The organism is Streptomyces goshikiensis (genome assembly GCF_014650555.1).
In the GTDB taxonomy this organism is placed as follows: domain Bacteria; phylum Actinomycetota; class Actinomycetes; order Streptomycetales; family Streptomycetaceae; genus Streptomyces; species Streptomyces goshikiensis.
In genome coordinates this window covers 21439-44101 of sequence record NZ_BMVE01000013.1, presented here as the reverse complement: position 1 = coordinate 44101, position 22663 = coordinate 21439, and the positions used below count along the sequence as shown (strand labels likewise).

Here is a 22663-nt window from a genome sequence, read left to right as displayed (position 1 = left end):
ATGATCAAGAAGATGATGGCCTCGGCCGCGGTTGCCGCCTCGGTCGTGGGAATCGGTGCCGCCATGGCCCCGCAGGCGATGGCCATCGGCAACGACAACGGCATCAACACCGTGAACGGCAACGGCGCTTCGCAGATCTACGGCAACCAGGCCACCTACGGCAACATGAGCCCGCAGATGGCGCTCATCCAGGGCTCCTTCAACAAGCCCTGCATCGCCCTGCCCGCCAAGGCCAACGTCCAGTCGCTGCTGGCCCTGGTCAACGTCGGCGTCCAGGACATCCCCGTCCTGTCCAGCCCGCAGAACCAGCAGTGCACCGAGAACTCCACCCAGGCCAAGGGCGACGAGGCCCTCTCTCACATCCTGGACAACATCCCGATCCTCTCCGGCAACGTCTCCGCCGGCAGCTGATCGCAGGTGCCCGCCCGAGGCCGCCGCACCCTTTCGGTCGCGGCGGCCTCGCCGCGTGCGGGGGCCGGGCCCCCGACCCTGCCCCCGCGCGCGGCCTTTGAATGAGCTACGCACATTCGCCCCCGAATTTCGGACACCCGGAGCATCGGGGTGAATTGCGGAGCAGCCGCCGGAAATATGCGGTTTCTTTTTCCCGAACCACTCGTTGTCAATTCTGCAGTGGATACGCCTCTGCGGGAAGGATCGAAAACAAATGACGTACAAGAAGGCAGTGGTGCTGGCCGCCGGCGTTCTGATGGCAGCCGGTGCCGCCTCCCCCGCCCTGGCCGACGCCGGCGCCGAGGGCGCGGCCGTGGGCTCCCCCGGTGTCCTGTCCGGCAACCTGGTCCAGGTCCCGGTCCACGTCCCGGTCAACGTCTGCGGCAACACCGTGAACGTCATCGCGGCTCTGAACCCGGCGTTCGGCAACACCTGCGTCAACGCCTGACGCAGCGCCTGAGCCCGCAAGGGCGAACCTCCTCGGGGTGGCCTCGGAGTGCACGGCGGTGCACTCCGGGGCCACCTTCGATTCACCACCGGCGGGAGTGCCGGTAGACAGGGAAGGACCCATGCGACAGGTACTGAGCCGACAGGTACTGGGCAAGGGGATGCTCACGGCGGCGGCCGCCTCCAGCCTGCTGTCGATCGCGACCGGCGCGGCGTACGCGCACCCCGGGGCGACGGCCGAGGCCGCGCATTCGCCGGGCGTGCTGTCCGGCAACAGCGTCTCGGTACCCATCACCTTCGCACCGAACGTCTGCGGCAACAGCGTGGACGGCGGCGCCGCACTGAACCCCGCGATGGGGAACACCTGCGCCACCACCACCGGCTCGCACGTCAGCCGCGACGCCTACGAGCACTACCTCAGCCCCGAGCGGGCCGAGGCCTTCGAGCGCTACCTCGACGAGGAGCGCCGGGGACGGCACGCGCTGCCGGACCGCCGCGCGCAGGAGGACGGCGGCCCCCGCGAGGAGCGCGGGTACGGGGAACAGCACCACCCGGCGCCCCGGCACGCAGCCCCGCGCCACGAAGCCCCGCACCACGAAGCGCCCCGGCACGCGGCCCCGCACCACGAGGAGCGGCACACCGGGAGCGGCCACGGCGACTCGGCGCAGGAGTGCGACGACCACCCGCGCCACGAGGCCGGGCACCCGCACCCGGCGCCCCCCGCGCCGCCGCGGGCCGCGCCCCGGCCCGCCCCCGAGCGCCCCGCCCCGCGGCCGCACCCGAAGCCCGCACCGGGTCCCGAGACGCCCGCGCCCGCACCGGTCGCGCAGGCCCCGGCGCCGCTGCCGGCGCCGGAGCCCTTCCCCACCCCGGCCGAGGAGGCGCCCGCACCGCTGCCCGCCCCGGCCCCCGCCGGGGAGGCGCCGCCCGTGACGCTCCCCGCGCCGGCGCCGCCCGTGGCGCAGGAGCCGCCCGCACCGCGTCCGCCGCACGGCAGCCAGCCCGTCGGGCACCCCGCGCCGGCCCCGGCTCCGGAGGCCGTCCGGCCGCCCGCGGACCAGCCGCCGGCCGCCCCCGCCGGTGACACGCCGGTCCACCTGCCCCCGGCGGCCCCGGCTCCGGCCACCGCTCCCGTCGCCCCGCCGCAGGCCCCGGCCTTCCCCGCGCCCGCGCCCGCGCCCGTTCCCGCCCCCGTCCTCGCTCCCGCCCCGGCCCCCGCGGTCGCGCAGGAGCTCGCCGCGACCGGCGCGGGCCGGCCCGGCGCGGCGGCGGCCCTCGCCTCGGCCCTGATCCTGGGCGGCGCCATTTTGTACCGGCGCTCCCACAGCGCCTGACGGCAATACCGGTAATCAGAAAAAATATCGGCCGGAGAATCCTTTGTCGGATTCTCCGGCCGTCGTCGTGTTCGCTCGCGCGTTTCCGCAGCGGCGGGGAATCGTTACCCAGGTCGAAAGCGGCGCGACGGTCGCCGCTGATGCCTCTGTCCACGAAAGAAGAGGATTTCGATAATGAAGCTCACGAAGGTCGCCGCTGTCGTCGCCGGCTCCGTCGCCGCCCTCGGCGCCGCCGCCCCCGCCTTCGCGGCCACCGCCCCGGCCCAGATGCCCCCCATGAGCATGACGAGCGGGGCGACGGAGGTGCTGAACGCCGTCAACCCGGTCTCCGAGGCGCTCCCGCAGACCGTGGGCAACGCCGTCGCCGAACAGGGCGACAGCGTCGGCAAGGTCGTGGGCACCGTGCAGCAGGTCAACAAGGTCCGCAACGACGTGCCGGGCGAGGTGCTCGGCCTCGCCAACGGCGCCACCCAGGCGTCCCCGCTGCTCGGCGGAGTGAAGCTCAACGGCGGCGCGCACTGAACGATCCGCCGCACCCTCCCGTACACATGACTGTGGGCGCCACCGGCGAGGCCGGGGCGCCCACAGTCGCGTAGGAACGGCGTCAGTTGTTGACGCAGACGTTGCCGAACGTGGGGTTCAGCAGCGCGATGACGTTCACGGTGTTGCCACAGACGTTGACCGGGACGTGAACCGGGACCTGGACCAGGTTGCCCGACAGGACACCGGGGGAACCCACGGCCGCGCCCTCGGCGCCGGCGTCGGCGATGGCAGAGCCGGCGGCAGCGCCCGCGGCGAGACCAGCGGTGGCCAGGACCAGAGCGGCCTTCTTGGCAGAGTTCATGGGAAGTGCACCTTCTGTTCGATGTTCTGCCCCGTCCGGGGCTCACACCGAGAGAAACGGTCCACCTTGTCAGACCGACACGGCCTCAGGCGCGATCAGACCTGATCAGCTCAATAGTCGTAACCATGTGCGCGGTTACGGCCGGTCAGGAACGGCCGGTACGTCGGGGATGCCCGGAATTGAGGGAGTGCCGGGCGCCGTGCCCACCGGCGCGAGCGCCGGATCGGCCACCGGGAGATCGACCGGGAGGTCGACCGGGAGCTTGGGCGTCTGGACATCGGGGACGGAGACGTCCGGGAGGGGCAGGTCCGGGATCGGGACGTCCGGGACACCGGGGAGATCCGGGACACCGGGCACGTCCGGGACCCCGGGGAGGTCCGGAACGTCAGGGAGGTCCGGGACCGTGGGGAGGTTGACGGGCGGGACGTCCGGGATCGTCGGCAGGTTCGGCAGGGTCGGGAGCTTGATCTCCGGGAGCGTCATGCCGGGCAGCAGGCTCTGCAGGGACTTGAGGAGGTCCGCCAGGGTCCTGGAGACCCCCGCGAGGAGGTCGTCGATCGGACCGGCGGCCGCCGCCCGCTCGTTGACCTGCTGCTGGGCCGAGGCCACGCGGTCTGCGGCCGCGGCGGCACCCTCGCCGTCCACCGCGCTCGCGGGAGCCGCCGCGCCGGACAGTACGGCGACGGCGAGGGCCGAGGGGACGAGGACGCGGGTACGGAACGACTTCGTGCGCTGCATGGAACTTCCTTCTGGTGGTCGCCGGGACGCGCAAGGAAGCGGACGGATAGATTCCGCCTCCTTGCTCACCGTGCGAACACGTTCCACGGAGCGCAACCGGAGCGCGCGGGGCCGCCGCTCACTGAGGGCTGCGTGCGGGCTTCGCGCAGGCGTCCGGGACGGCCTCACCCGCCCCGGGGAAAAGCGCGCCGCGAACGGGCCGTTTGAGTGAAGCAGCGGAACCAACCCCGTGAAGGGCCAGTTGATCAGGGCGCTCCACTAGCGGGCACTCGTGCGACAAAAGGACCAATGATGTTCAAGAAGATCATGACCGCTGCCGCGGTTACCGCCGTTGCGGTCGGCGCGGGCGCTGCCGTTGCGGCCCCGGCCATGGCCATCGGCAACGACCACGGGGTCAACACCGTCAACGGCAACGGTTCCCAGCAGATCTACGGCAACCAGCGGACCAACGGCGACATGAGCCCGCAGCTCGGCCTCGTCCAGGGCACCCTGAACAAGCCCTGCATCGGCCTGCCGGCGAAGCTCAACGTCCAGTCGGTCCTGTCGGCCCTCAACATCGGCGTCCAGGACATCAACGTCCTGTCGAACCCGCAGAACCAGCAGTGCACCGAGAACTCCACCCAGGCCAAGGGCGACGAGCCGCTCTCGCACATCCTGGACAACATCCCGGTCCTGTCGGGCAACGCCTCCGTGGGCAGCTGACCCCCGCTCCCCCTGCGGCACGGGCCCCCTGTCGCCCGTGGAGCGACGTGACGAGGGCCCCGGCAGCCTCCAGCTGCCGGGGCCCTCGGCCGCGCCCGGGTCAGGAGGTCCAGAACTCCCACCACCGGGTGAGGATCAGCATCCCGATCACCCCGAGGTGCAGTGCGGGCGGCGCCCAGCCGAACTCGGCGAAGAAGCCCCGCACCGGTCCGGGCGCGGGAAGGTGGCCCGTCCGGACGTTGTGCGCGGTCACCGCCCAGAACATCAGCAGCGTCGCCGCCCAGGTCAGACAGCACCACAGGCAGAGCGCGTTGATCTCGTAGAGCGACTGGACCATCAGCCAGGTGCAGAAGCCGACGCCGAAGGCCGTGCCCGCGTTCAGGCCGAGCCAGAACCAGCCGCGGTAGCGGGCACCGGCCAGCAGACCGGCGCCGACGCACACCACCGCGCCGAACGCGGCCAGCCCGAGCATCGGGTTGGGGAACCCGAAGACCGCCGCCTGGTCGCTCTTCATGACGCTGCCGCAGGAGACCACGGGGTTCAGGCTGCACGCCGGCTTGAAGTTCGGGTCTTCCAGCAGGAGGAACTTGTCGAGGGTGATCACCCAGGAGGCCAGCACCCCCGCCGCCCCGGTGAGCAGCAGCAGCCAGGCCAGCACCCGCGGGGCCGCCCCGGGTTCGCCCCCGGTTCGCCCGGCGGGCCGTCTCTGTTGGCGGGGAACGCCCACCGTATTCGTTGCCATGCGGCCCATACTCCCGCGCTTGCGGGCAGAACGGCACCAACCCTGCCTGTCCGTACGCAAGTTGACCTGAAGGTGTGGCGGGAACCCCTGATGAGTCCCGGACGTTTTACCGAACCCCGGACGTGATGTCCGCACCAGGGGCTACGTTGTGCTTCCGCTAAGTCACGAGCTGCGACGGCCTGGAGACCCACCTTGAGCGATCCGTACGAGACAACCGGGGCGCACCTCGATCGACTCCTGGGCCGCGCCCTCAACTCCTATGACCTGCCGGACCGGTTGGTCGAGCGCCTCGGGACGGCGCTCGCCCACAGTTCCTCGCTGTACACGACGCACCACAGCCCGGCGGCGGGGCTGTGGCGGGAGACCCACCGGCACACGTACCTGCTGGCGGACGGCGGAGCCGTGTCCCTGTGGGAGCTGGTGTACCGGCTGGAAGGCGACCGTGCCGTACGGCACGAGGTGTTCACCGGGAAGGCGGAGGCCCACCTGGCGGTGGCGCGGCTGTTCGGCGAGCCGGTGTCCGCGTCGGCGGCCGAGGTGCCGGACGACTTGGCGTCGATGGCGGCCGAGGAAGCCTCCGCGGCGCAGGACGCGGCCGCGCTGAGCGCCCTGTTCACGGCCCCGGGACCGGCCGAGCGGCAACGGGACTACGCGGTGGACGATTCCGCCGACCACGCCCGGCGGGTGCTGCGGCGCGCGGAGAACGCGGACCGGCCGGGCGAGGAGCTGGCGCGGCGGCTGCGGACGGCGTACGCGCACCAGATCACCCAGGCGTTCGGCGGCCGGCCCGGTCTGGCGGGCGGGCGCGACACCGGATTCAGCCTGTACGAGCACGCCTTCCTGCTGCTGGACGGCAGCGAGCTCAGCCTGTGGGAGGTCGAGCACACCGCGACCCCCGACGGCCGGCACATGTGCGAGGTGTACGGCAGCGAGGCCGCCGCGCGCGGCGCGATGGAACTGCGTGCCCGCGTGCGGTAGCCCCGGCCGGGCGCGGACGAGCCGAACGGGCACGCCCGCCGGAAGCGGCGGACGTGCCCGTTCGTGACGTGCCCGTTCGTGACGTGCCCGTTCGTACGGTCCGGGAGCTACGCGGCGGCCTGGGGGCCGCCCGAGCGCTGGTCCATCGGGACCGCCTTGCGCGGCAGCGCGAACATCACCGCGAAGATCACCAGCATGACGGCCACGACCCACCACAGCGCGCCGCGGAAGGCGTCGACGTACTGCGGGCCGAACGGCACGCCGTCGTCGATCCAGCCGAAGTAGACCACCGAGGTCAGACCGAGGCCGAGCGCGTTGCCCATCTGACCGGTGGTGTTGATCAGGCCGGAGGCCGAACCGGCGTGCCGGGGCGGCACTTCGGACAGCACCGTGTCGGTGAGCGGGGCCACGATCAGGCCCATGCCGACGCCCATGACGATCAGCGGGAGCGCCATCTGCCAGGAGGCGATCTCCATGCCGTAGTGGTCGGACTCCCAGATGTAGAGGAGCAGGCCCGCGGCCATGGTCAGCGCGCCGGCCTGGAGGACCTTGCGGCCGAAGCGGGGCACGAGCTTCTGGACGGACATGCCCGCGGCCGCCGAGACGGCGACGGAGAACGGGATGCCGGTGGTGCCGGCGCGCAGGGCGCTCCAGCCGAGGCCCATCTGCATGTACAGCGTCCAGACCAGGAAGAAGATGCCGGTCGCGATGCCGAAGGTCAGCTGGACGGCGATGCCGCCCGCGAAGCTCTTGACCTTGAAGAGCGAGAGCTCGACCAGCGGGGAGCCGTCCTTGCGGATCTTGTACTTCTCGTACGCGATGAAGGCGGCGAAGACGAACGGCGAGGCGATCATCAGGGCGAAGCCCCAGGCCGGCCAGTCGTTCTCACGGCCCTGTGTGAGCGGGAAGATCAGCATGACCAGGGCGAGGGTCGCGAGGACCACGCCCACCAGGTCGAGGCGCAGGGCGTCGGGGGCCTTGGACTCGGTGATGAACTTGCGGCCCAGGAGGACGCCGGCGATGCCGACGGGCAGGTTGATCAGGAAGATCGGGCGCCATTCGAGGCCGAGGATGTTCCACTCGGTGAGCAGCGCGCCGAGCATCGGGCCGGAGACGGCGCCGAGGCCGACGATCGCGCCGAACATGCCGAACACCTTGCCGCGCTCGTGGGGCGGGAAGGTGACGTGGACGATCGCCAGCACCTGCGGGACCATCAGGGCCGCCATGCCGCCCTGGAGGATGCGGGAGGTGACGAGCATGGCCGGGTTCGCGGCGACGCCGCAGAGCAGCGAGGCGGCGGTGAAGCCGGCGATGCCGATGAGGAAGAGGCGCTTGCGGCCGTAGATGTCACCGAGACGGCCGCCGGTGATCAGGCCGGCGGCGAACGCGAGGGCGTATCCGGCGGTGATCCACTGGATCGCGCTGGTGGAGGCGCCGAGGTCCTGGCGCATGCTGGGTATCGCGATGTTGACGATCGTGACGTCGACCAGGTCCATGAAGGCCGCGGTCATCACGATGGCGAGGGCCAGCCAGCGGCGGCGGTCGGCGGGCGAACTCGCCGCCGCGTTCGGTGTCGCTCCGTCGGTGAAGGGGGGTGCCTCGGTCCGCTCTTCCGGTACGGGCCCGGTCTCTCTTACGGGCGATGTCTTGGACGTCTCGGTGGTCATGAGGAGAAACCTAGACGGCATGTAGGTCAGATGATGTCCTACTTCCCTGCCAATCTGGGTCCATGACCGACACTCCGGCCCGGCTGCTGACTCTGCTGTCCTTGCTCCAGACCCCGCGCGAATGGCCGGGGAGCGAGCTGGCGGCGCGGCTGCGGGTGAGCGCGCGGACGATCCGGCGGGACATCGACCGGCTGCGGGAGCTCGGGTACCCGGTGGAGGCCACGCTGGGCGCGGACGGCGGATACCGGCTGGTCGCGGGGGCGGCGATGCCGCCGCTGGTGCTGGACGACGAGGAGGCCGTGGCGATCGCGGTGGGCCTGCGGGCGGGCGCCGGGCACGCGATCGAGGGCGTGGAGGAGGCGTCCGTACGGGCGCTCGCGAAGCTGGAGCAGGTGCTTCCGGGGCGGCTGCGGCACCGGGTGGGCGCGCTGCAGTCGGCGACGGTCGCGCTGACCCGGGGCGACGGGCCGAGCGTGGACCCGCGGACGCTGACGACGATGGCCTCGGCGGTGGCGGGGCCGGAGCGGCTGCGGTTCGCGTACCGGGCGCGGGACGGGGCGCCCTCGCGGCGGCTGGTGGAGCCGTACCGGCTGGTGAGCGCGCGCAGCCGCTGGTACCTGGTGGCCTACGACCTGGAGCGGGAGGACTGGCGGACCTTCCGGGTCGACCGGGTCGCCGAGGCGTTCGCGACGGGGGCGAGGTTCACGCCGCGGGAGCCGCCGATGGACGCGGCGGCGATGGTGGCGCGGGCCCTGCGGGGCGGACAGGCGTACGAGGTGGACCTGGCGTTCGCCGGGGTGACGGCGCAGGAGCTGCCGGCGTGGCTGCGGGGGGCGGCGGTGGCGGAGGAGGGCGGCTGCCGGGTGCGGTTCCCCAGCGGGGACTCGCCGGAGTGGCTGGTCGCGCGGGTGGCGCTGACGGGCCTGCCGTTCACCGTGCGCGGGCCGGACTTCCTCGTCGCCGCGGCCGCCGCGCTGGCCGCCCGCCTCACGGCGGCGGCGGGCCCGGGTGCGGGGCCGGGGCCCGATCCCGAGCCGGGTCCTGGGTAGGGAGAGAGCCCCCGGCGCCTGGGGGGGATAGGCACCGGGGGCTCGTACGGGGGGGGGCGCGTCAGGCCACGGCGTCGAAGCCGGTGTCGCGGGCCATCTTCTTCAGCTCCAGCAGGGCGTGCTTCTCGATCTGGCGGATCCGCTCGCGGGTCAGGCCGTGCTGCTTGCCGACCTCCGTGAGGGTCCGCTCGCGGCCGTCGTCGATGCCGTAGCGCATCTTGATGATCGAGGCCGTGCGCTGGTCGAGCTTGCCCAGCAGGTCCTCCAGCTCCTCGCTGCGCAGCAGCGAGAGGACGGACTGCTCCGGCGAGATCGCCGAGGTGTCCTCCAGGAGGTCACCGAACTGCGTGTCGCCGTCGTCGTCGACGGACATGTTCAGGCTGACCGGGTCGCGCGCCCAGTCCAGGACGTCGCCCACGCGCTTCGCCGTGGTGTCCAGCTCGGCGGCGATCTCCGCGTGCTCCGGGTCGCGTCCGTGCTCGCGGTTGAACTCGCGCTGCACCCGGCGGATCCGGCCGAGCTCCTCGACCAGGTGGACGGGGAGGCGGATCGTCCGGGACTGGTCGGCGATGGAGCGGGTGATGGCCTGGCGGATCCACCACGTCGCGTACGTGGAGAACTTGAAGCCCTTGGCGTAGTCGAACTTCTCGACGGCCCGCACCAGGCCCGCGTTGCCCTCCTGGATCAGGTCGAGCAGGGGCAGACCGCTGCGCGGGTAGCGGCGGGCGACCGCGACGACCAGGCGCAGGTTGGAGCGGATGAAGACTTCCTTGGCCCGCTCCCCCTCGGCGGCGAGCGCTTCGAGCTCCTCGCGCGCGGGCGCCTCGCCCTCGCGCTCCGCCTCGCCGTCGAGGATCTGCCGGGCGTACACGCCCGCCTCGATGATCTGGGAGAGCTCTACTTCCTTGGCGGCGTCGAGCAGCGGGGTGCGCGCGATCTCGTCCAGGTACATGCCGACCAGGTCGCGGTCGGCGATCTCCCCGCCCACAGCGCGGGCGCTGCTGCTGGACTGACGACGGGCGACGGCGCGGGTTGCCATGCGTGCTCCCTTGCGAAGTGTTCGGTCGCGGTGCGTGCGGCTGGTGTCTGCTGCTGGTGTCTTCGGACACTCTCCCGAGTGCCCGCTTCCGAAGGAAACAACGACTGGAATCGGGACAGAATTCCCGCGCCGGTCCCTCGTTTTCGAGATCTTGCAGTATCCTGCCCCGCCGACCCCCGACCGTAACGGGGACCGTAGCCCGGAAATCTCGAAGAGGTGCAGGTCAGGCCGGGTTTCCCGGGGGGCGCGGCGCACCTCGTGGACTTTTACAACTTCCACAACGTTGAGACCGCGATCACACGCGCGGCCCACCGCCCCTGCCTGCACTCCGCCCCGGAAGACGACCCCGGCCGCCCTCCGGTTGCCTGGACTGACGATCGAGTACCCGGAAAACCAGCATCCATCCCTTTTCGCCCGACCCCGCACCACCCGTCCGGGTGAGCCGGCGGCATACCCCGAGGGCATAGGTGGGCGCACTCCTAGCGTCGCCGCATGACACGACGTGATCGCCCCACTCCCGACCACGCCCTATGGCTGGCCTGGCGGGGTGCCGTTTCGGCACTCCCCGAAGGCTTCCGCGCCGAGATCGTCGAAGGATGCGTCGAGGTCTCACCCACGAGCCGCTTGCGGCACACGGGGATCGCCAACCGACTGCGGAAGGCCCTGGACAGCGCCATGGCCGGGAGCAGGCCCCACGCACTCCAGTGCGTTTACGTGATCCACGGGCGGCGGGCGTGGCATCCCGACGTCGTCGTCACCTCCGGCGACGGACCGGAGCAAGGCACCGAGGACGGGATCGGCATCAGGGCCGAGGCCGTGCGGCTCGTCGTCGAGGTCGTCTCGCCCGGCAGCGACAGCATCACTCGCGACCGGACCCGCAAGCGCCGCGCGTACGCCCGCGCCGGGATTCCGGTCTACGTGCTCATCGACGACTACGACGACGGCGGCACCGTCACCGTCCTCAGCAGGCCGGACCGGGAGAAGGCGATCTACGGCGACGAGGTCCGGGCCGCGTACGGGGCCGCCGTCACCGTGCCCGAGGGACCCGCGAAGGGGTTCGTCATCGGCGAGGACATCACCGGGGCCGGGCAGCCGCGGAGGGCTAGGCGCGGTCAGCCGAACTGGAGGGAGCGCTTGGACAGGCCCAGCCAGAAGCCGTCCACCGGGGTACGGGGGGCGGCGAGGTCGGGGCCGGCCGCGCCGAGGGTGACGAAGAGCGGGGCGAAGTGTTCCGTACGGGGGTGGGCCAGGCGGCCGGCCGGGGACTTGCGCTCGAAGTCCAGCAGGGCGTCCACGTCCGAGGCGGCCAGCGCCTCGCGGCCCCACGCGTCGAACTCCGCCGACCACGCGGGGACGCCCGGGCCCCGGTGGCGCAGCGCCGCCAGGTTGTGGGTGAAGAAGCCGCTCCCGACGATCAGGACGCCCTCGTCGCGCAGCGGGGCCAGCTTGCGGCCGATGGCCATCAGGCGGGCCGGGTCCAGCGTGGGCAGGGAGATCTGCAGCACCGGGACGTCCGCCCGCGGGTACATCTCCACCAGGGGGACGTAGGCCCCGTGGTCGAGGCCGCGGTCCGGGACGTCCTGGACCGGGGTGCCGGGGGCCCGCAGCAGTCCCCGTACCGACGCGGCCAGCGCGGGGGCGCCCGGGGCGTCGTAGCGCACCCGGTAGTAGTGCTCGGGGAAGCCCCGGAAGTCGTGGAGGAGCGGGACGCGCTCGGTGGCGCCGAGGGCGAGCGGGGCCTCTTCCCAGTGCGCGGAGACCATCAGGATCGCCCGGGGTCGCGGCAGGTCCGCCGACCAGGCGGCGAGTTCGCCCGGCCAGAGCGGGTCGTCGGCCAGCGGGGGCGCGCCGTGGCTCAGGTACAGGACCGGTATGCGGGTGGTGGCGGACACGGGGGCTCCTCCGGCGGTGGGGCGGCGTCACGGAAAAGACCGACCCCGCTTCGTTCAAATTTGAACGAAGCGGGGTCGTCAGTCATTCCCGCACGCGCGGCGGCGCCGTCAGTGGGCGATCACCGGGATCTTGACCGCGGCCTCGGCCTCGGCGCCCTCGCCGTCACCGGAGGCCACCGGGCCGCCCGTGCCCGGACGCCCCGTGTTGATCAGGGTGAGGGCGATGGCCGAGCTGGCGGCCAGGATGCCGACGGCCCACCAGATGGCGGAGGAGTAGCCCTCCACCATGGCCTGCGCCTGGACCAGCTTCGCTGCCGGGCCGCCCGCCGCGGCCTCGGCCGCGTGGTCGGTCAGGTACGCGGTCGTCGCCGAGGCGGCGATCGTGTTCAGCAGGGCGGTGCCGATCGCGCCGCCCACCTGCTGCGAGGTGTTGACCATCGCGGAGGCCACACCGGCGTCGGCCGGGTTCACCCCGTGCGTGGCCAGGGACATGGCCGGCATGAAGGCCGTACCCATGCCGAGGCCGAGCAGCAGCTGCGCCGGCAGGATCAGCGCCGGGTAGGAGGATCCGACCTCCAGCTGGGTCAGCAGCAGCATGCCGACGGCGGCGAGCAGGAAGCCCGGGCCCATCAGCAGCCGCGGCGCGACCCGGGTCATCAGCCGGGCGCCGATCTGGGTGGAGCCCGTGATCATGCCCGCGATCATCGGCAGGAAGGCGAAGCCGGTCTTGACGGGCGAGAAGCCCTTCACGACCTGGAGGTAGTACGTCAGGAAGAGGAACAGGCCGAACATCGCGATGACGGCCAGACCCAGCGAGAGGTAGACCCCGCCGCGGTTGCGCTCCAGCAGGACGCGCAGCGGCAGCAGCGGGGACTTCACGCGGGACTCGACGAACACGAACGCCGCGAGCAGCACGGCGGAGGCGACGAACATGCCCACCGTGACCGCGTCGGACCAGCCGGCCGACTCGGCGCGGGTGAAGCCGTAGACCAGCGCGACGAGGCCGAGCGTGGACAGGACCACGCCGGGGATGTCCAGCGGCGCGCGGTTGCGGCCGTGGGCGGGCTCACGGATGACCAGCCAGGCACCCACGGCCGCGACGATCGCGAACGGGATGTTGACGAAGAAGGTCCAGCGCCAGTTCAGGTACTCGGTGAGGAAACCGCCGAGGATCAGGCCGACCGCGCCACCGCCACCGGCGATCGCGCCGTAGATGCCGAAGGCCTTGGCGCGCTCCGTGGCGTCGGTGAACATGACGGCCAGCAGGGAGAGCGCGGCCGGGGCGAGCAGCGCACCGAAGGCGCCCTGGAGGCCACGGGCACCGAGCATCATCGCCTCGCCGTTGGCTGCGCCGCCGAGCGCGGAGGCCAGGGCGAAGCCGATGAGGCCGACGATGAAGGCGTTCTTGCGGCCCCACTTGTCGGCGATGCGGCCGCCGAAGAGGAGCAGTCCGCCGAAGGCCAGCGCGTACGCGGTGATGACCCACTGGCGGTTGCCGTCCGAGATGCCCAGATCACTCTGGGCGGAGGGCAGGGCGATGTTCACGATGGTCGCGTCGAGCACGACCATCAGCTGGGCCAGGGCTATGAAGACGAGTGCCTTCCAGCGGCTGGGGTCGGCAGCCAGCGGCGAGGTCGCGGCTGTTTTTGGCATGGGAATACCCACTCACTGTGCGGAATGACTGAAAAATCAGGTTTAGGGAAGGTTTTCGACGCTAGCGGGCGCGACCCGGGGCGTCACATGGTTTTCCGTCTCAGGACGTCGAGCGTGACCGCCTCGCCGGGCAGTTCCGAGCGGGCCGGGGCCCGCAACCCGTCGAGGAACAGCCCGAGGTGACGGTGTACGAAGCGGTCCACCTGCAGGCACGCCGTGCCGGGCAGCGGGCGGCTGAGCTGGGACAGCGCCATCATCAGGTCACCGACGCCGATGTCGGCGCGGACCAGCCCGCTGTCCTGGCCGGCGGCCAGCAGCGCCTGGACCGCCTCTTCCAAGGCGTCGCGGGACGCGAGGAGTTCGGGGTGCTCGCGGTCGAAGTCGTCGGCGAGCATGGGGCACAGGGCGCCGATCCGCTCGTCCGCGGCGGCGTGCGTGAAGCGGCGCAGCGCGGCGAAGGCGTCGGGCTCCTCGGCCAGGGCGCGCTCGGCGTGGGCGCTGACCCGGTCCGTCACGAAGAGCACGACGTGGTGGACGAGGGCCGCCCGGTCGGGGAAGTGCCGGTAGAGGGTGGCGTTGCCGACCCCGGCCCGGCGGGCGATCTCGTCGAGCGGGGCCTCGACACCGGACTCCACGAGCATCTCGCGGGCCGCGACCAGGATCCGCTCGCGGTTGCGGACGGCGTCGGCGCGCGGCTTGGGAACGGCGAGGGCAGGAGCCGCCGGTGTGGTGGTGGGGCTCTTCATTCCGCGGGCCTCCTGGCTCTGGGTCGGGCTCTGGCGCTGATGTGCGTACGGTCCGCGTCCGGGCGGTCGGCCCCAAACGGGGAGCCGGTCCCCGGTTCGCGGGACTCTGATGCAAACGGGGATTCCCTCCCCGGTTATTTCACCCTCCCGTGTGAGCCGGCTCACAGCTCGTTTCCCGTTCGGCCCCACTCGACAGGCGGGCGCGTCGCAGCCGACGGAGGGTGAGCCCACGGAGTGCAGACCGGGCCCGGCCGGCTGCCGCGGACCCCGAAGGCGCTCTCCATGCCGCAGACCCGCCGCCGGATACGCAGACCACGCCGCACCCGCGCGTGCATCGGCCTCACCGTGCTCGTCCTCGGCGTCACCGCGACCGCGAGCACCGGAATATCCACCCGGAGCCACTCCGCCGCGGGACCAGTGGCGGCGACCGCCGAATCGGCGCTCGCGCCCTGCCGGATCGCCGGCACGATGGGCGTCCAGATGTCCGAGGGCCTGCCGACCCCGCCCGGGTACTCCCGGTCCACCGGCGAGGTCCGCGCGCTGAACCTGATGATCGACTTCCCGGACGCCAAGGGCGAGGGCACGGCGGCCGACCGGCTGGCCGAGTTCTTCCCCCAGACCTCCGACTGGTTCAGGACCAGCTCCTACGGGCGGCTGACCTACCGGGCCGAGGCCCCCATACGGGACTGGCTGCGGATGCCGATGCCGTTCGCGGCGTACGGGATCGAGCGCGGGTCCGCCTACGAGCCGGGCTACCGGCAGCTCGTCGAGCACATCGTGAAGGCCGCCGACCCCGAGGTGGACTTCAGCCGGTACGACCTGGTCAACATCCTCGTCACGCCGAACGCCGGGCCCTCCGCACTGGACACCGTGCTGTCGGTGACCTTCTCCGGGAACGCCGAGGCGCCCGTCGCCGACGGGGTGCCGCTCGCCAACACGTCCTTCATCTACAGCCGGCAGGACGACGGCTCGGGCTCCTACCGGGAGACCGGCTTCCGGGTGCTCCCCCACGAGAACGGGCACGTCTTCGGACTGCCGGACCTGTACACCGCCGAGGGCGGCGGCGCGGTCGGGCACTGGGACATCATGAGCGAGGACTGGGGCGCCAACAACGACCTGCTGGGCTGGCACAAGTGGAAGCTGGGCTGGCTGGACAGCACGCAGATCAGCTGCGCCGCGAAGTCGGGCGTCAGCGACCACACCCTGTCGCCGCTGGCGGTGGGGGGCGGCATGAAGCTGGCCTTCATACCGCTGTCGGAGAGCGCCGGGTACGCGGTGGAGGTGCGGACCCAGGCCGGGAACGACGAGGCCGTGTGCGAGCCGGGCGTACTCATCTACAAGGTGGACTCGGACGTGGACACCGGGCGCGGCCCGGTGATCGTGTCGGACAGCGCGAACACCAGCGGCGGCTGTACGCGGCGGCCCAACGTGCACGCGGAACTGTCGGACGCCCCGTTCAGGCCGGGCGAGACCTTCACCGACGAGAAGGCGGGCATCAGCGTCTCGGTCGTCGGCGAGCTGCGCAACGGGAGCTACCAGATCCGGGTCACCCGGCCGTGACGCGGAGCCCCTCCCGGGATCCCGGGAACGCGGACGGAGGGCAGGTGCGCCACGTACACCGTGACGGGGCCCCGCAGGGTCTCGGCGGTGGCGCGCAGGGCGCGGGCAGCGGCATGACCCGCGGCGGCGGTGAAACGGCCCTGGCCCTGGTCGCGCGTCACGTTCCGGATCATGCCCTGTGGACGCCCCGCGCCGGGACGACGGGAGATGGCGGGGGTGTCGGCGTAGCCTGAGGTGGCGGCGCGAAGAGGGAGGCGGCGCATGACCGATCCGTTCGGGTTCATGAAGATCCCGCGGCGTCCGGTGCCCGCCCGCCCCGTCGAGGCGCGGCTGGGGGACTGGCGCGAGGTGTACGCGGGTCAGGCGCTGCTGCCGCTGGTCTCCGAGCAGGCCAACCGGTGCATGGACTGCGGTCTGCCCTTCTGCCACAGCGGCTGCCCGCTGGGGAACCTGATCCCCGAGTGGAACGCGTACGCGGCCCGCGGGAACTGGCGCGCCGCGTACGACCGGCTGCACGCCACCAACAACTTCCCCGAGGTGACCGGCCGGCTCTGCCCGGCCCCCTGCGAGGACGCCTGCGTGCTGGCGATCAACGACGACCCGGTGACGATCAAGAACGTCGAGCAGGCCATCGCCGACGAGGGTCTGCGCCGCGGCTACCTCGCGCCGCGCCCCCCGGAGCGGCTCAGCGGCAAGACCGTGGCCGTGATCGGCTCCGGCCCGGCCGGACTCGCCGCGGCCCAGCAGCTGACGCGCGCCGGGCACACCGTCGCCGTGTACGAGCGCTCCGACCGGCTCGGCGGGCTGCTGCGCTACGGGATACCGGAGTTCAAGCTGGAGAAGGAGCAGGTGGAGCTGCGGCTCGGCCAGATGCGGGAGGAGGGGACGGTCTTCCGTACGGGGGTGCACGTCGGCGGCCCGGGAGGCGGCTCGGGAGGCGGCTCGGCGGGCGGAGCGGAAGGAGCGGGCGGCGCGGGAGCCGTGTCCCTCGACGCGGCGCACCTGCGGCGGCGGTTCGACGCCGTCGTCGTCGCGGTCGGCGCCCTGGAGGGCCGGGAGCTGCCCGTCCCCGGCCGCGAGCTGTCCGGCATCCACCAGGCGATGGAGTACCTGACCTGCGCCAACCGGGTCCGCGAGGGCGACTACCCGGTGTCCCCGGTCAGCGCCGAGGGCCGGCACGTGATCATCGTCGGCGGCGGGGACACCGGCTCCGACTGCCTGGGCACCGCGCTGCGGCAGGGCGCGCTCTCGGTGGTCCAGCTGGACATCAACCCGCTGCCCGGCGAGACCCGGCCGGATCACCAGCCCTGGCCGGTGTACCCGAAGGTCTACCGGATCTCCCACGCCCACGAGGAGGCGCGCGGCCGGGCCGGCAGCGACCCCCGGCTCTTCGCCAGCGCCACCCTGCGCTTCGAGGGCGACGCCGGGGGCCGCGTCCGGGGCCTGCGCCTGACCGCCGTGGAACCGGTGGCCCGGCGGCCGGTCGGCGACAGCGAGCGCGTCCTGCCGGCCGAGCTGGTGCTGCTGGCGCTCGGGTTCCACGGCCCGGAGCGGACCGGGGGCCTGCCCGACGGGCTCGGCCTGACCTGGGACGCCCGCGGCACCTTCGCCCGCGACGCGGCCTTCGCCGCCCTCGGCGGTCCGCGGGCCTCCGGGGTCTTCGTCGCGGGGGACGCGGGGCGGGGGCAGTCGCTGGTGGTGTGGGCCATCGCCGAGGGCCGGTCGGCGGCCGCCGCCGTCGACCGCTACCTGACCGGCTCGACCGAACTGCCCGCGCCGGTCTCGGCGTACGACGTTCCGCTGACGGCCTGACGGGAGGCCCTGGCGGGGGGCTCCGGGGGCGTTGATCGGGCGTCGATCCCGCGTCGAACACACGTTGCTCCGGGCTTCGTACGGTCTTCACATGCCGCCGGGGACAAGCCCGGAGGACGCCGCCGGAGACGGGGGCGCACCGCAATCAAGGAGACGTCATGACCAACGTCAACGACCTGTTCGAGCTGGACATCATCGAGATCGCCGCCCCCGTCGAGGACGAGCAGGCCGACGCCCAGGCCGCGACCGGCTCCTGGCCGTTCTTCTGCAAGACCACCATCTGAGGGTCGGTCACGCAGAAGCACTAGTAGAGGCGGCCCTCCCCCGGGCCGCCTCTCTTGTTCCCCCGCTCTTTCCTGGAGGCTCCCCGTGGCGGCACCCGCTCCCCACTCGGGCGGTGACACCCCCGTTCCGTCGGCGTTCCGCTGCTCGGACACCCTGCTGTTCCGGGCCGCGCCCCGGCCGCCGGAGCCGCCCGGCACCGCGCCCGACGAGGACGACGTGCTCGACGGGCCCGACGGGCAGGGCGCCGGTGGCGTCACGGAGGCGGACCTGCGGGCCCGGCTCCGCCGCGCCGCGGCCGACGCCCGGCTCCGGGAGGCGGTCTCGCTGGCGAGCCCGTCACTGAGCCGCACCCTCGACGCGGTGCTCGCCGGGGAGCCGGTCCGCGTCAAACAACTGCGCCGCGCGGTACGGGCGCTGGCCCGCTACCGGCTGCGGATGTCCGGCCGGGCCACGCCCTTCGGCACCATGGCCGGGGTCGCCGCCATCGGCTTCGACGAGGCGCCCAAGGCCGGCTGGGGCGAGCGGCACCGCAAGGCCGTCCGGCCCGACATGGGCTGGCTGACCGAGGTGGTGGCCCGCCTGGAGCGCGAGCCCGCAGTCCTGCGGCCGCTGCGCGTCACCGCCAACGACCTGTGCTTCGTACGGGGCGACCGGCTGGTCGTCCCGTACCTGCCCGCGCCCGGAGCGGGCACCCGGCCGGCCGCCCAGGAGGTCTCGGTGCGGGCGAGCGAGGTGGTGCTGCGCCTGATCCGGCGCGCCGCCACCCCCGTCCGGTTCGCCGACCTGGTCCCCGAGCTCGTCGCCGCCTACCCCGGGGTGGCCGCCGCGACCGTGGAGCGGCTCCTCGTCGACCTCATCGGCTCCGAGGTGCTCCTGACGGAGCTGCGGCCGCCGCTGGACGGTGCCGATCCGCTCGGCCACGTACTGGCCCTGCTGGCGCGGGGCGCGGAGGCGGAGGAGCTGCCCGAGGGGGTGACCCGGACCGTCGCCGAAATGACCGCGATCCAGCGCGAGTTGATCGCGTACGCGGCGGCCCCGCTGGGTTCCGGGCTCGACGCCCGGGACTCCGCGCGCCGCCGGATGACCGCCCTGCACCCCTGCGACCAGCTGCTCCAGGTGGATCTGGGGCTCGACGTGGACATCCGGCTGCCGGAGGCCGTGCGCGCCGAGGTGGAAGCGGCCGCCGAGGCGCTGTGGCGGCTGGCCTCCGCCCGGCCGGGCCCGGCCCATCTGCGCCAGTACCACGAGGACTTCCTCGAACGCTATGGCGCCGGGCGCTCCGTACCGCTCAAGGAACTCCTCGATCCGGACGGCGGCCTCGGCGGTCCCGCCGGGTACCGGCTGCCCGCCACCGCGCGGACCCTGCGCGGCACACCGGCGGACCCGCGCGGGCCGCAGGAGCAGGACCGGCTGCTGACCGAGCTCGCGCAGGAGGCCTCCCTCAACGGGGAGCGGGAGATCGTGCTGGACGACGTACTGCTGGAGCGGCTGGCCGGGGGCGCCGGGAGCGCCGCGGACGCGCGCTCAACGCCCCCGCCGCCCCTGCCGCCGTCGTTCGAGATCCTCGCGCAGCTGCTCGCCGCCACCCCCGAGGCGCTCGCCGACGGGGACTTCCGGCTGGTCGTCACCGGTGGGGCGCGCACCGCGGGGGCGCACGCCGGGCGGTTCGGGTTCGTGCTCGGCGCCGATGACGCCCGGGTCACCGAGCTGGTCCGGCAGGTGCCGGGGGCCGCGCCGGGCGCCGTCACCGCACAGCTGAGGTTCCCGCCGCCGCGCGGCGCGACCGCCAACGTGGCGCTGGTGCCGCGGCGCCTGGAACACACCATCACCCTGGGCGCGTTCGCCGACCGCTCCGGCGGGGCCGAGGGCGCCGACGGCAGCGACGGCACCGACCTCGGCGTGTCCGATCTGGCCGTCGTCGCCGACGTGCACCGGCTCGCGGTGGTCGCGCCCCGGCTGGGCCGCGAGGTCGTCCCCGTCGTCCCCAGCATGCTCGCGACGGTCTGGCACGCGCCGAACGCCGCCCGCTTCCTGCACGAGGTGACCGAGAACGGGCTCCCGGCCTGGCCGCGCTGGCGCTGGGGCACCGCCGACACCCTGCCGTACCTGCCGAGGGTCCGGCGCGGCCGTACCGTGCTCTCCCCGGCCCGCTGGCGCCCGACGGACCCGGCGCTCCAGGACCGGGCCACCGACCCGGGCGCGTGGGAGCGGCTCTTCGACGCCTGGCGCTCCCGCTGGCGGGTGCCCGACCGGGTGGAGAGCGTCAGCGGCGACAACCGCATCGCCCTCGACCTGCGCCGGCCCTTCCACCGGGGGCTGCTGCGCGACGAGTGGCTGCGGCGGCCCGGCGGCGTCCTCCAGGAGCTGCCGACGAGCTGCGGGTACGGGACGGGCTGGCTGGCCGAGGGCCCTCAGGGGGCGGGCCGGGTCAACGAGATCGCGTTCCCGCTGGTCCGGCGGGCGCGGCCGACGGCCGCGCCGGTACGGGGTTCCGCCGTCCGGCCGGTGGCCGTCGTGCCCGCGCCCCGGCGCGTCCGTACCGCGTACGGTCCCGGCTCGCGGTGGCTGTACGCCAAGGTGTACGGCTCGGCCGAGCGCCAGGACGAGCTCCTCGCCCACCGGCTGCCGAGCCTGCTGGAGGGGCTGCCCGGCGCGGTCGACCGCTGGTTCTACCTGCGCTACCGCGACCCCGACTCCCACCTGCGGCTGCGCTTCCACGGCGACCCGGCCGCACTCACCGGGGACCTGCTGCCCCGCCTCGCCGCCTGGTCGGACCGGCTCGCCGAAGACGGGCTCGGGGGCCGGCTGGTCCTGGACACCTACGAGCCCGAACTCGAACGCTACGGGGGCGCCGCCGCGGCGACCGCCGCCGAACGCGCCTTCCACGCCGACAGCGTCGCCTGCCTGGAGCAGGCCGCGCTGCTGGAGCGCCGCGAACTGGCGCTGGACCGCACCGTGCTGACGGCCCTCGGGTACGTCGACCTGGCCTGCCGGGTCGCCGGCACCACGGAGGGCGTCCGGCACCTGATCGACCGCGCGGCGCCGCCGGGGGCCGCCGAGCCGGCCCGCGCCGCCAAGGACCTGGCCCGGGAGCTGGTCGACCCGGCCGGCGGCTGGCGGCACCTGCGCACGCTGCCCGGCGGCCCGGAGCTGCTCGCCTGCTGGGAGCGGCGCGCGCCGGCGCTGGCCGCGTACGGGACGCTGCTGCGGGAACTCGGCGCCGGTCCGGGGCCGTTGGATGCGCTGCTGCACATGCACCACAACCGCCTCACGGGCATCGACCGCCCCGCGGAGGAGCGCTCCTTCGCCCTGGCCGCCGTGGCGCTGCGCAGCCGCCTGGACCGTACGAGGGCCGAAGCGTGAGCGCGCGGGAGCACGAGGCGCTGCGCGCGCGGGCCGCCGCCGCCGTGACGGTCGTCGCCCGGCGCCTCGCGGACCCTGCCGCCGCGGACCACCCGACGCCGGAGGTCTCCCCGTTCCGCGCGGCCAGCCTCAGCGACGGCGCCCCGGGCATCGCCCTGCTCCACGCGGAACTCGGCGCTGCAGTGGGGGGCGATCCGGCGCACCGGGACGCCGCGCTGCGGTGGGTGCGGCGGGCCGCCGCGCTCACCGCGCTCGCCGGGAAGACCCCGGCCCCCGGGCCGCAGGGGCTGTACGGGCCGCTGGCCGCGCTGTCGTTCGCCCTGCACCGGACGGCCGACGGCCCGGCCGCGCACAGCGCGGCCCGCTCCCACCTGCGGGAACAGGTAGCGGAACTCGCCTCCACCCGCGCCGCCCGCGAAGAACGCCGCCTCACCGAACACCCCGACGCGAGCTCCGCCCCGGGCTCCGGGTCCGGCTTTACGACCTTCACCGCGTACGACGTGATCAGTGGGCAGAGCGGGCTCGGTGCGCATCTGCTGGAGCTCGGGCGTCCGGCCGAGGCCGCCCTCGTGCGGGTGCTGCGGGCGCTGGTCGGGCTCAGCCGGCCGGTCCGTACCCACGATCGCGGACTGCCCGGCTGGTGGGTGGCGCTGGACGGCGCCTCGTACCAGCCGGTGGCCCCGGCGCGCGGGCACGCGAACCTGGGCATGGCCCACGGCATGCCCGGCCCGCTGGCGCTGCTGGCCATCGCCTGGCGGGAGGGGGTGCGGGTGCCGGGGCAGCGGGCCGCCGTCACCGACCTCGCACAGTGGCTCCTCGCGCGGCGGTGCGCGGACGCCGCGGGCCCCTGGTGGCCCGGCCAGCTGTCGCTGGGGCCCGCGCAGCCCGAACCCGGCCGCCCCTCCTGGTGCTACGGCACCCCCGGCGTCGCCCGGGCCCTCCAGCTGGCGGGCCTGGCCCTGGAGGTGCCGCAGTGGCAGGAGGCCGGCGTCGAGGCGCTGCGGGCCGCGCTGGCCCGCGCCGATCTGGACGGACCGGCCCGGGCCGGCGGGACGGCCGAGGCCGGGCTCTGCCACGGGCTGGCGGGGCTGCTCCAGATCACCTGGCGCACCGCCCGCGACAGCGGCGACCCCGAACTCGCCGAGCGGGTCCCGCAGCTGGCGGCCCGGCTGCTGGAACTCCTCGACGAGGAAGCGCCGTTCGGCTTCGCCGCCGCGCCCGGCGAACGTCCGCCAGAGGAACATCCGGGCGGCTTCCTGACCGGCGCGGCCGGGGCGGCGCTCGCCCTGGACACCTTCGCCCGCGACGCCGAGCCGGCCACGCGCTGGGACCGCGCGCTGCTGCTGGCCTGACCTGCCCGGC

At 73.7% G+C, this 22663-nt stretch carries 21 protein-coding genes and 1 pseudogene; 13 read left to right on the top strand and 9 right to left on the bottom strand.

What is annotated here, in order from left to right:
• The 4 genes from IE248_RS29250 to IE248_RS29235 all read left to right on the top strand — a co-directional run bounded on the left by IE248_RS29250 (position 1) and on the right by IE248_RS29235 (position 2753).
• On the top strand, positions 1–411 hold the full coding sequence (locus tag IE248_RS29250; RefSeq protein ID WP_008743019.1) for a rodlin: 411 nt from the start codon (positions 1–3) through the stop codon (positions 409–411).
• A 253-nt stretch (positions 412–664) separates the two neighbouring features.
• A complete protein-coding gene (locus tag IE248_RS29245; protein ID WP_079196187.1) occupies positions 665–898 on the top strand; it encodes a chaplin in 234 nt (77 codons plus the stop codon).
• 121 nt (positions 899–1019) lie between these two features.
• Complete coding sequence (locus IE248_RS29240; RefSeq protein WP_190032166.1) at positions 1020–2231, top strand: chaplin; 1212 nt, start codon at positions 1020–1022, stop codon at positions 2229–2231.
• Positions 2232–2405: 174 nt separating this feature from the next.
• Positions 2406–2753: a hypothetical protein gene (locus IE248_RS29235; protein ID WP_008743017.1), complete on the top strand. Its 348-nt coding sequence runs from the start codon at positions 2406–2408 to the stop codon at positions 2751–2753.
• Positions 2754–2835: 82 nt separating this feature from the next.
• Here IE248_RS29235 and IE248_RS29230 read toward each other — a convergent pair whose 3' ends face one another.
• Both IE248_RS29230 and IE248_RS29225 read right to left on the bottom strand, forming a co-directional pair.
• Complete coding sequence (locus IE248_RS29230; RefSeq protein ID WP_008743016.1) at positions 2836–3075, bottom strand: chaplin; 240 nt, start codon at positions 3073–3075, stop codon at positions 2836–2838.
• A gap of 135 nt (positions 3076–3210) precedes the next feature.
• Positions 3211–3813 carry a hypothetical protein gene (locus tag IE248_RS29225; RefSeq protein WP_190032165.1) on the bottom strand — a complete coding sequence of 201 codons (603 nt, stop codon included), beginning with the start codon at positions 3811–3813 and terminating at the stop codon, positions 3211–3213.
• A 291-nt stretch (positions 3814–4104) separates the two neighbouring features.
• Between IE248_RS29225 and IE248_RS29220 the strand changes: the two genes are divergently transcribed.
• Positions 4105–4515, top strand: coding sequence for a rodlin (locus IE248_RS29220; RefSeq protein ID WP_037794628.1), 411 nt, complete (start codon positions 4105–4107; stop codon positions 4513–4515).
• A gap of 100 nt (positions 4516–4615) precedes the next feature.
• On the opposite strand, the gene IE248_RS29215 is transcribed toward IE248_RS29220, so the two are convergent.
• Positions 4616–5257: a vitamin K epoxide reductase family protein gene (locus tag IE248_RS29215; RefSeq protein WP_190032164.1), complete on the bottom strand. Its 642-nt coding sequence runs from the start codon at positions 5255–5257 to the stop codon at positions 4616–4618.
• Positions 5258–5449: 192 nt separating this feature from the next.
• Here IE248_RS29215 and IE248_RS29210 point away from each other — a divergent pair, with 192 nt between their 5' ends.
• Entirely contained in the window at positions 5450–6235 is a 786-nt protein-coding gene (locus IE248_RS29210; protein ID WP_190032163.1) for a DUF6227 family protein, read from the top strand.
• A gap of 107 nt (positions 6236–6342) precedes the next feature.
• Here IE248_RS29210 and IE248_RS29205 read toward each other — a convergent pair whose 3' ends face one another.
• On the bottom strand, positions 6343–7902 hold the full coding sequence (locus tag IE248_RS29205; protein WP_190032162.1) for an MFS transporter: 1560 nt from the start codon (positions 7900–7902) through the stop codon (positions 6343–6345).
• A gap of 62 nt (positions 7903–7964) precedes the next feature.
• Here IE248_RS29205 and IE248_RS29200 point away from each other — a divergent pair, with 62 nt between their 5' ends.
• On the top strand, positions 7965–8951 hold the full coding sequence (locus tag IE248_RS29200) for a helix-turn-helix transcriptional regulator (RefSeq protein WP_073799527.1): 987 nt from the start codon (positions 7965–7967) through the stop codon (positions 8949–8951).
• A 61-nt stretch (positions 8952–9012) separates the two neighbouring features.
• Here IE248_RS29200 and IE248_RS29195 read toward each other — a convergent pair whose 3' ends face one another.
• Entirely contained in the window at positions 9013–9990 is a 978-nt protein-coding gene (locus IE248_RS29195) for a sigma-70 family RNA polymerase sigma factor (RefSeq protein WP_073799528.1), read from the bottom strand.
• 492 nt (positions 9991–10482) lie between these two features.
• On the opposite strand from IE248_RS29195, the pseudogene IE248_RS29190 reads away from it, so the two are divergent.
• A pseudogene (locus IE248_RS29190) lies at positions 10483–10956 on the top strand (Uma2 family endonuclease); the annotation flags it as partial.
• A 146-nt stretch (positions 10957–11102) separates the two neighbouring features.
• Here IE248_RS29190 and IE248_RS29185 read toward each other — a convergent pair.
• The 3 genes from IE248_RS29185 to IE248_RS29175 all read right to left on the bottom strand — a co-directional run bounded on the left by IE248_RS29185 (position 11103) and on the right by IE248_RS29175 (position 14281).
• The gene (locus tag IE248_RS29185) at positions 11103–11882 is read right to left on the bottom strand and encodes a dioxygenase family protein (protein ID WP_190032161.1); all 780 of its coding nucleotides are present in this window, start codon (positions 11880–11882) and stop codon (positions 11103–11105) included.
• Between the two features lie 108 nt (positions 11883–11990).
• Positions 11991–13535, bottom strand: a complete 1545-nt coding sequence (locus tag IE248_RS29180; protein ID WP_008743006.1) for an MFS transporter — start codon at positions 13533–13535, stop codon at positions 11991–11993.
• Between the two features lie 83 nt (positions 13536–13618).
• The gene (locus tag IE248_RS29175) at positions 13619–14281 is read right to left on the bottom strand and encodes a TetR/AcrR family transcriptional regulator (protein WP_100583106.1); all 663 of its coding nucleotides are present in this window, start codon (positions 14279–14281) and stop codon (positions 13619–13621) included.
• A 282-nt stretch (positions 14282–14563) separates the two neighbouring features.
• On the opposite strand from IE248_RS29175, the gene IE248_RS29170 reads away from it, so the two are divergent.
• A complete protein-coding gene (locus tag IE248_RS29170) occupies positions 14564–15841 on the top strand; it encodes a M6 family metalloprotease domain-containing protein (protein WP_190032160.1) in 1278 nt (425 codons plus the stop codon).
• Here the strand turns inward: IE248_RS29170 and IE248_RS29165 are convergent.
• Complete coding sequence (locus tag IE248_RS29165) at positions 15814–16002, bottom strand: hypothetical protein (RefSeq protein WP_190032232.1); 189 nt, start codon at positions 16000–16002, stop codon at positions 15814–15816. The genes IE248_RS29170 and IE248_RS29165 overlap by 28 nt on opposite strands.
• Positions 16003–16102: 100 nt before the next feature.
• On the opposite strand from IE248_RS29165, the gene IE248_RS29160 reads away from it, so the two are divergent.
• From IE248_RS29160 to IE248_RS29150, 4 genes are all read left to right on the top strand, one after another.
• A complete protein-coding gene (locus tag IE248_RS29160; RefSeq protein ID WP_190032159.1) occupies positions 16103–17653 on the top strand; it encodes a glutamate synthase subunit beta in 1551 nt (516 codons plus the stop codon).
• A 158-nt stretch (positions 17654–17811) separates the two neighbouring features.
• Positions 17812–17937: a hypothetical protein gene (locus tag IE248_RS38290; RefSeq protein WP_008743001.1), complete on the top strand. Its 126-nt coding sequence runs from the start codon at positions 17812–17814 to the stop codon at positions 17935–17937.
• Positions 17938–18022: 85 nt separating this feature from the next.
• A complete protein-coding gene (locus IE248_RS29155; RefSeq protein ID WP_190032158.1) occupies positions 18023–21301 on the top strand; it encodes a lantibiotic dehydratase in 3279 nt (1092 codons plus the stop codon).
• The gene (locus IE248_RS29150; RefSeq protein WP_190032157.1) at positions 21298–22653 is read left to right on the top strand and encodes a lanthionine synthetase C family protein; all 1356 of its coding nucleotides are present in this window, start codon (positions 21298–21300) and stop codon (positions 22651–22653) included. The genes IE248_RS29155 and IE248_RS29150 overlap by 4 nt, the downstream gene beginning before the upstream one ends.
• Positions 22654–22663: the final 10 nt, after the last annotated feature.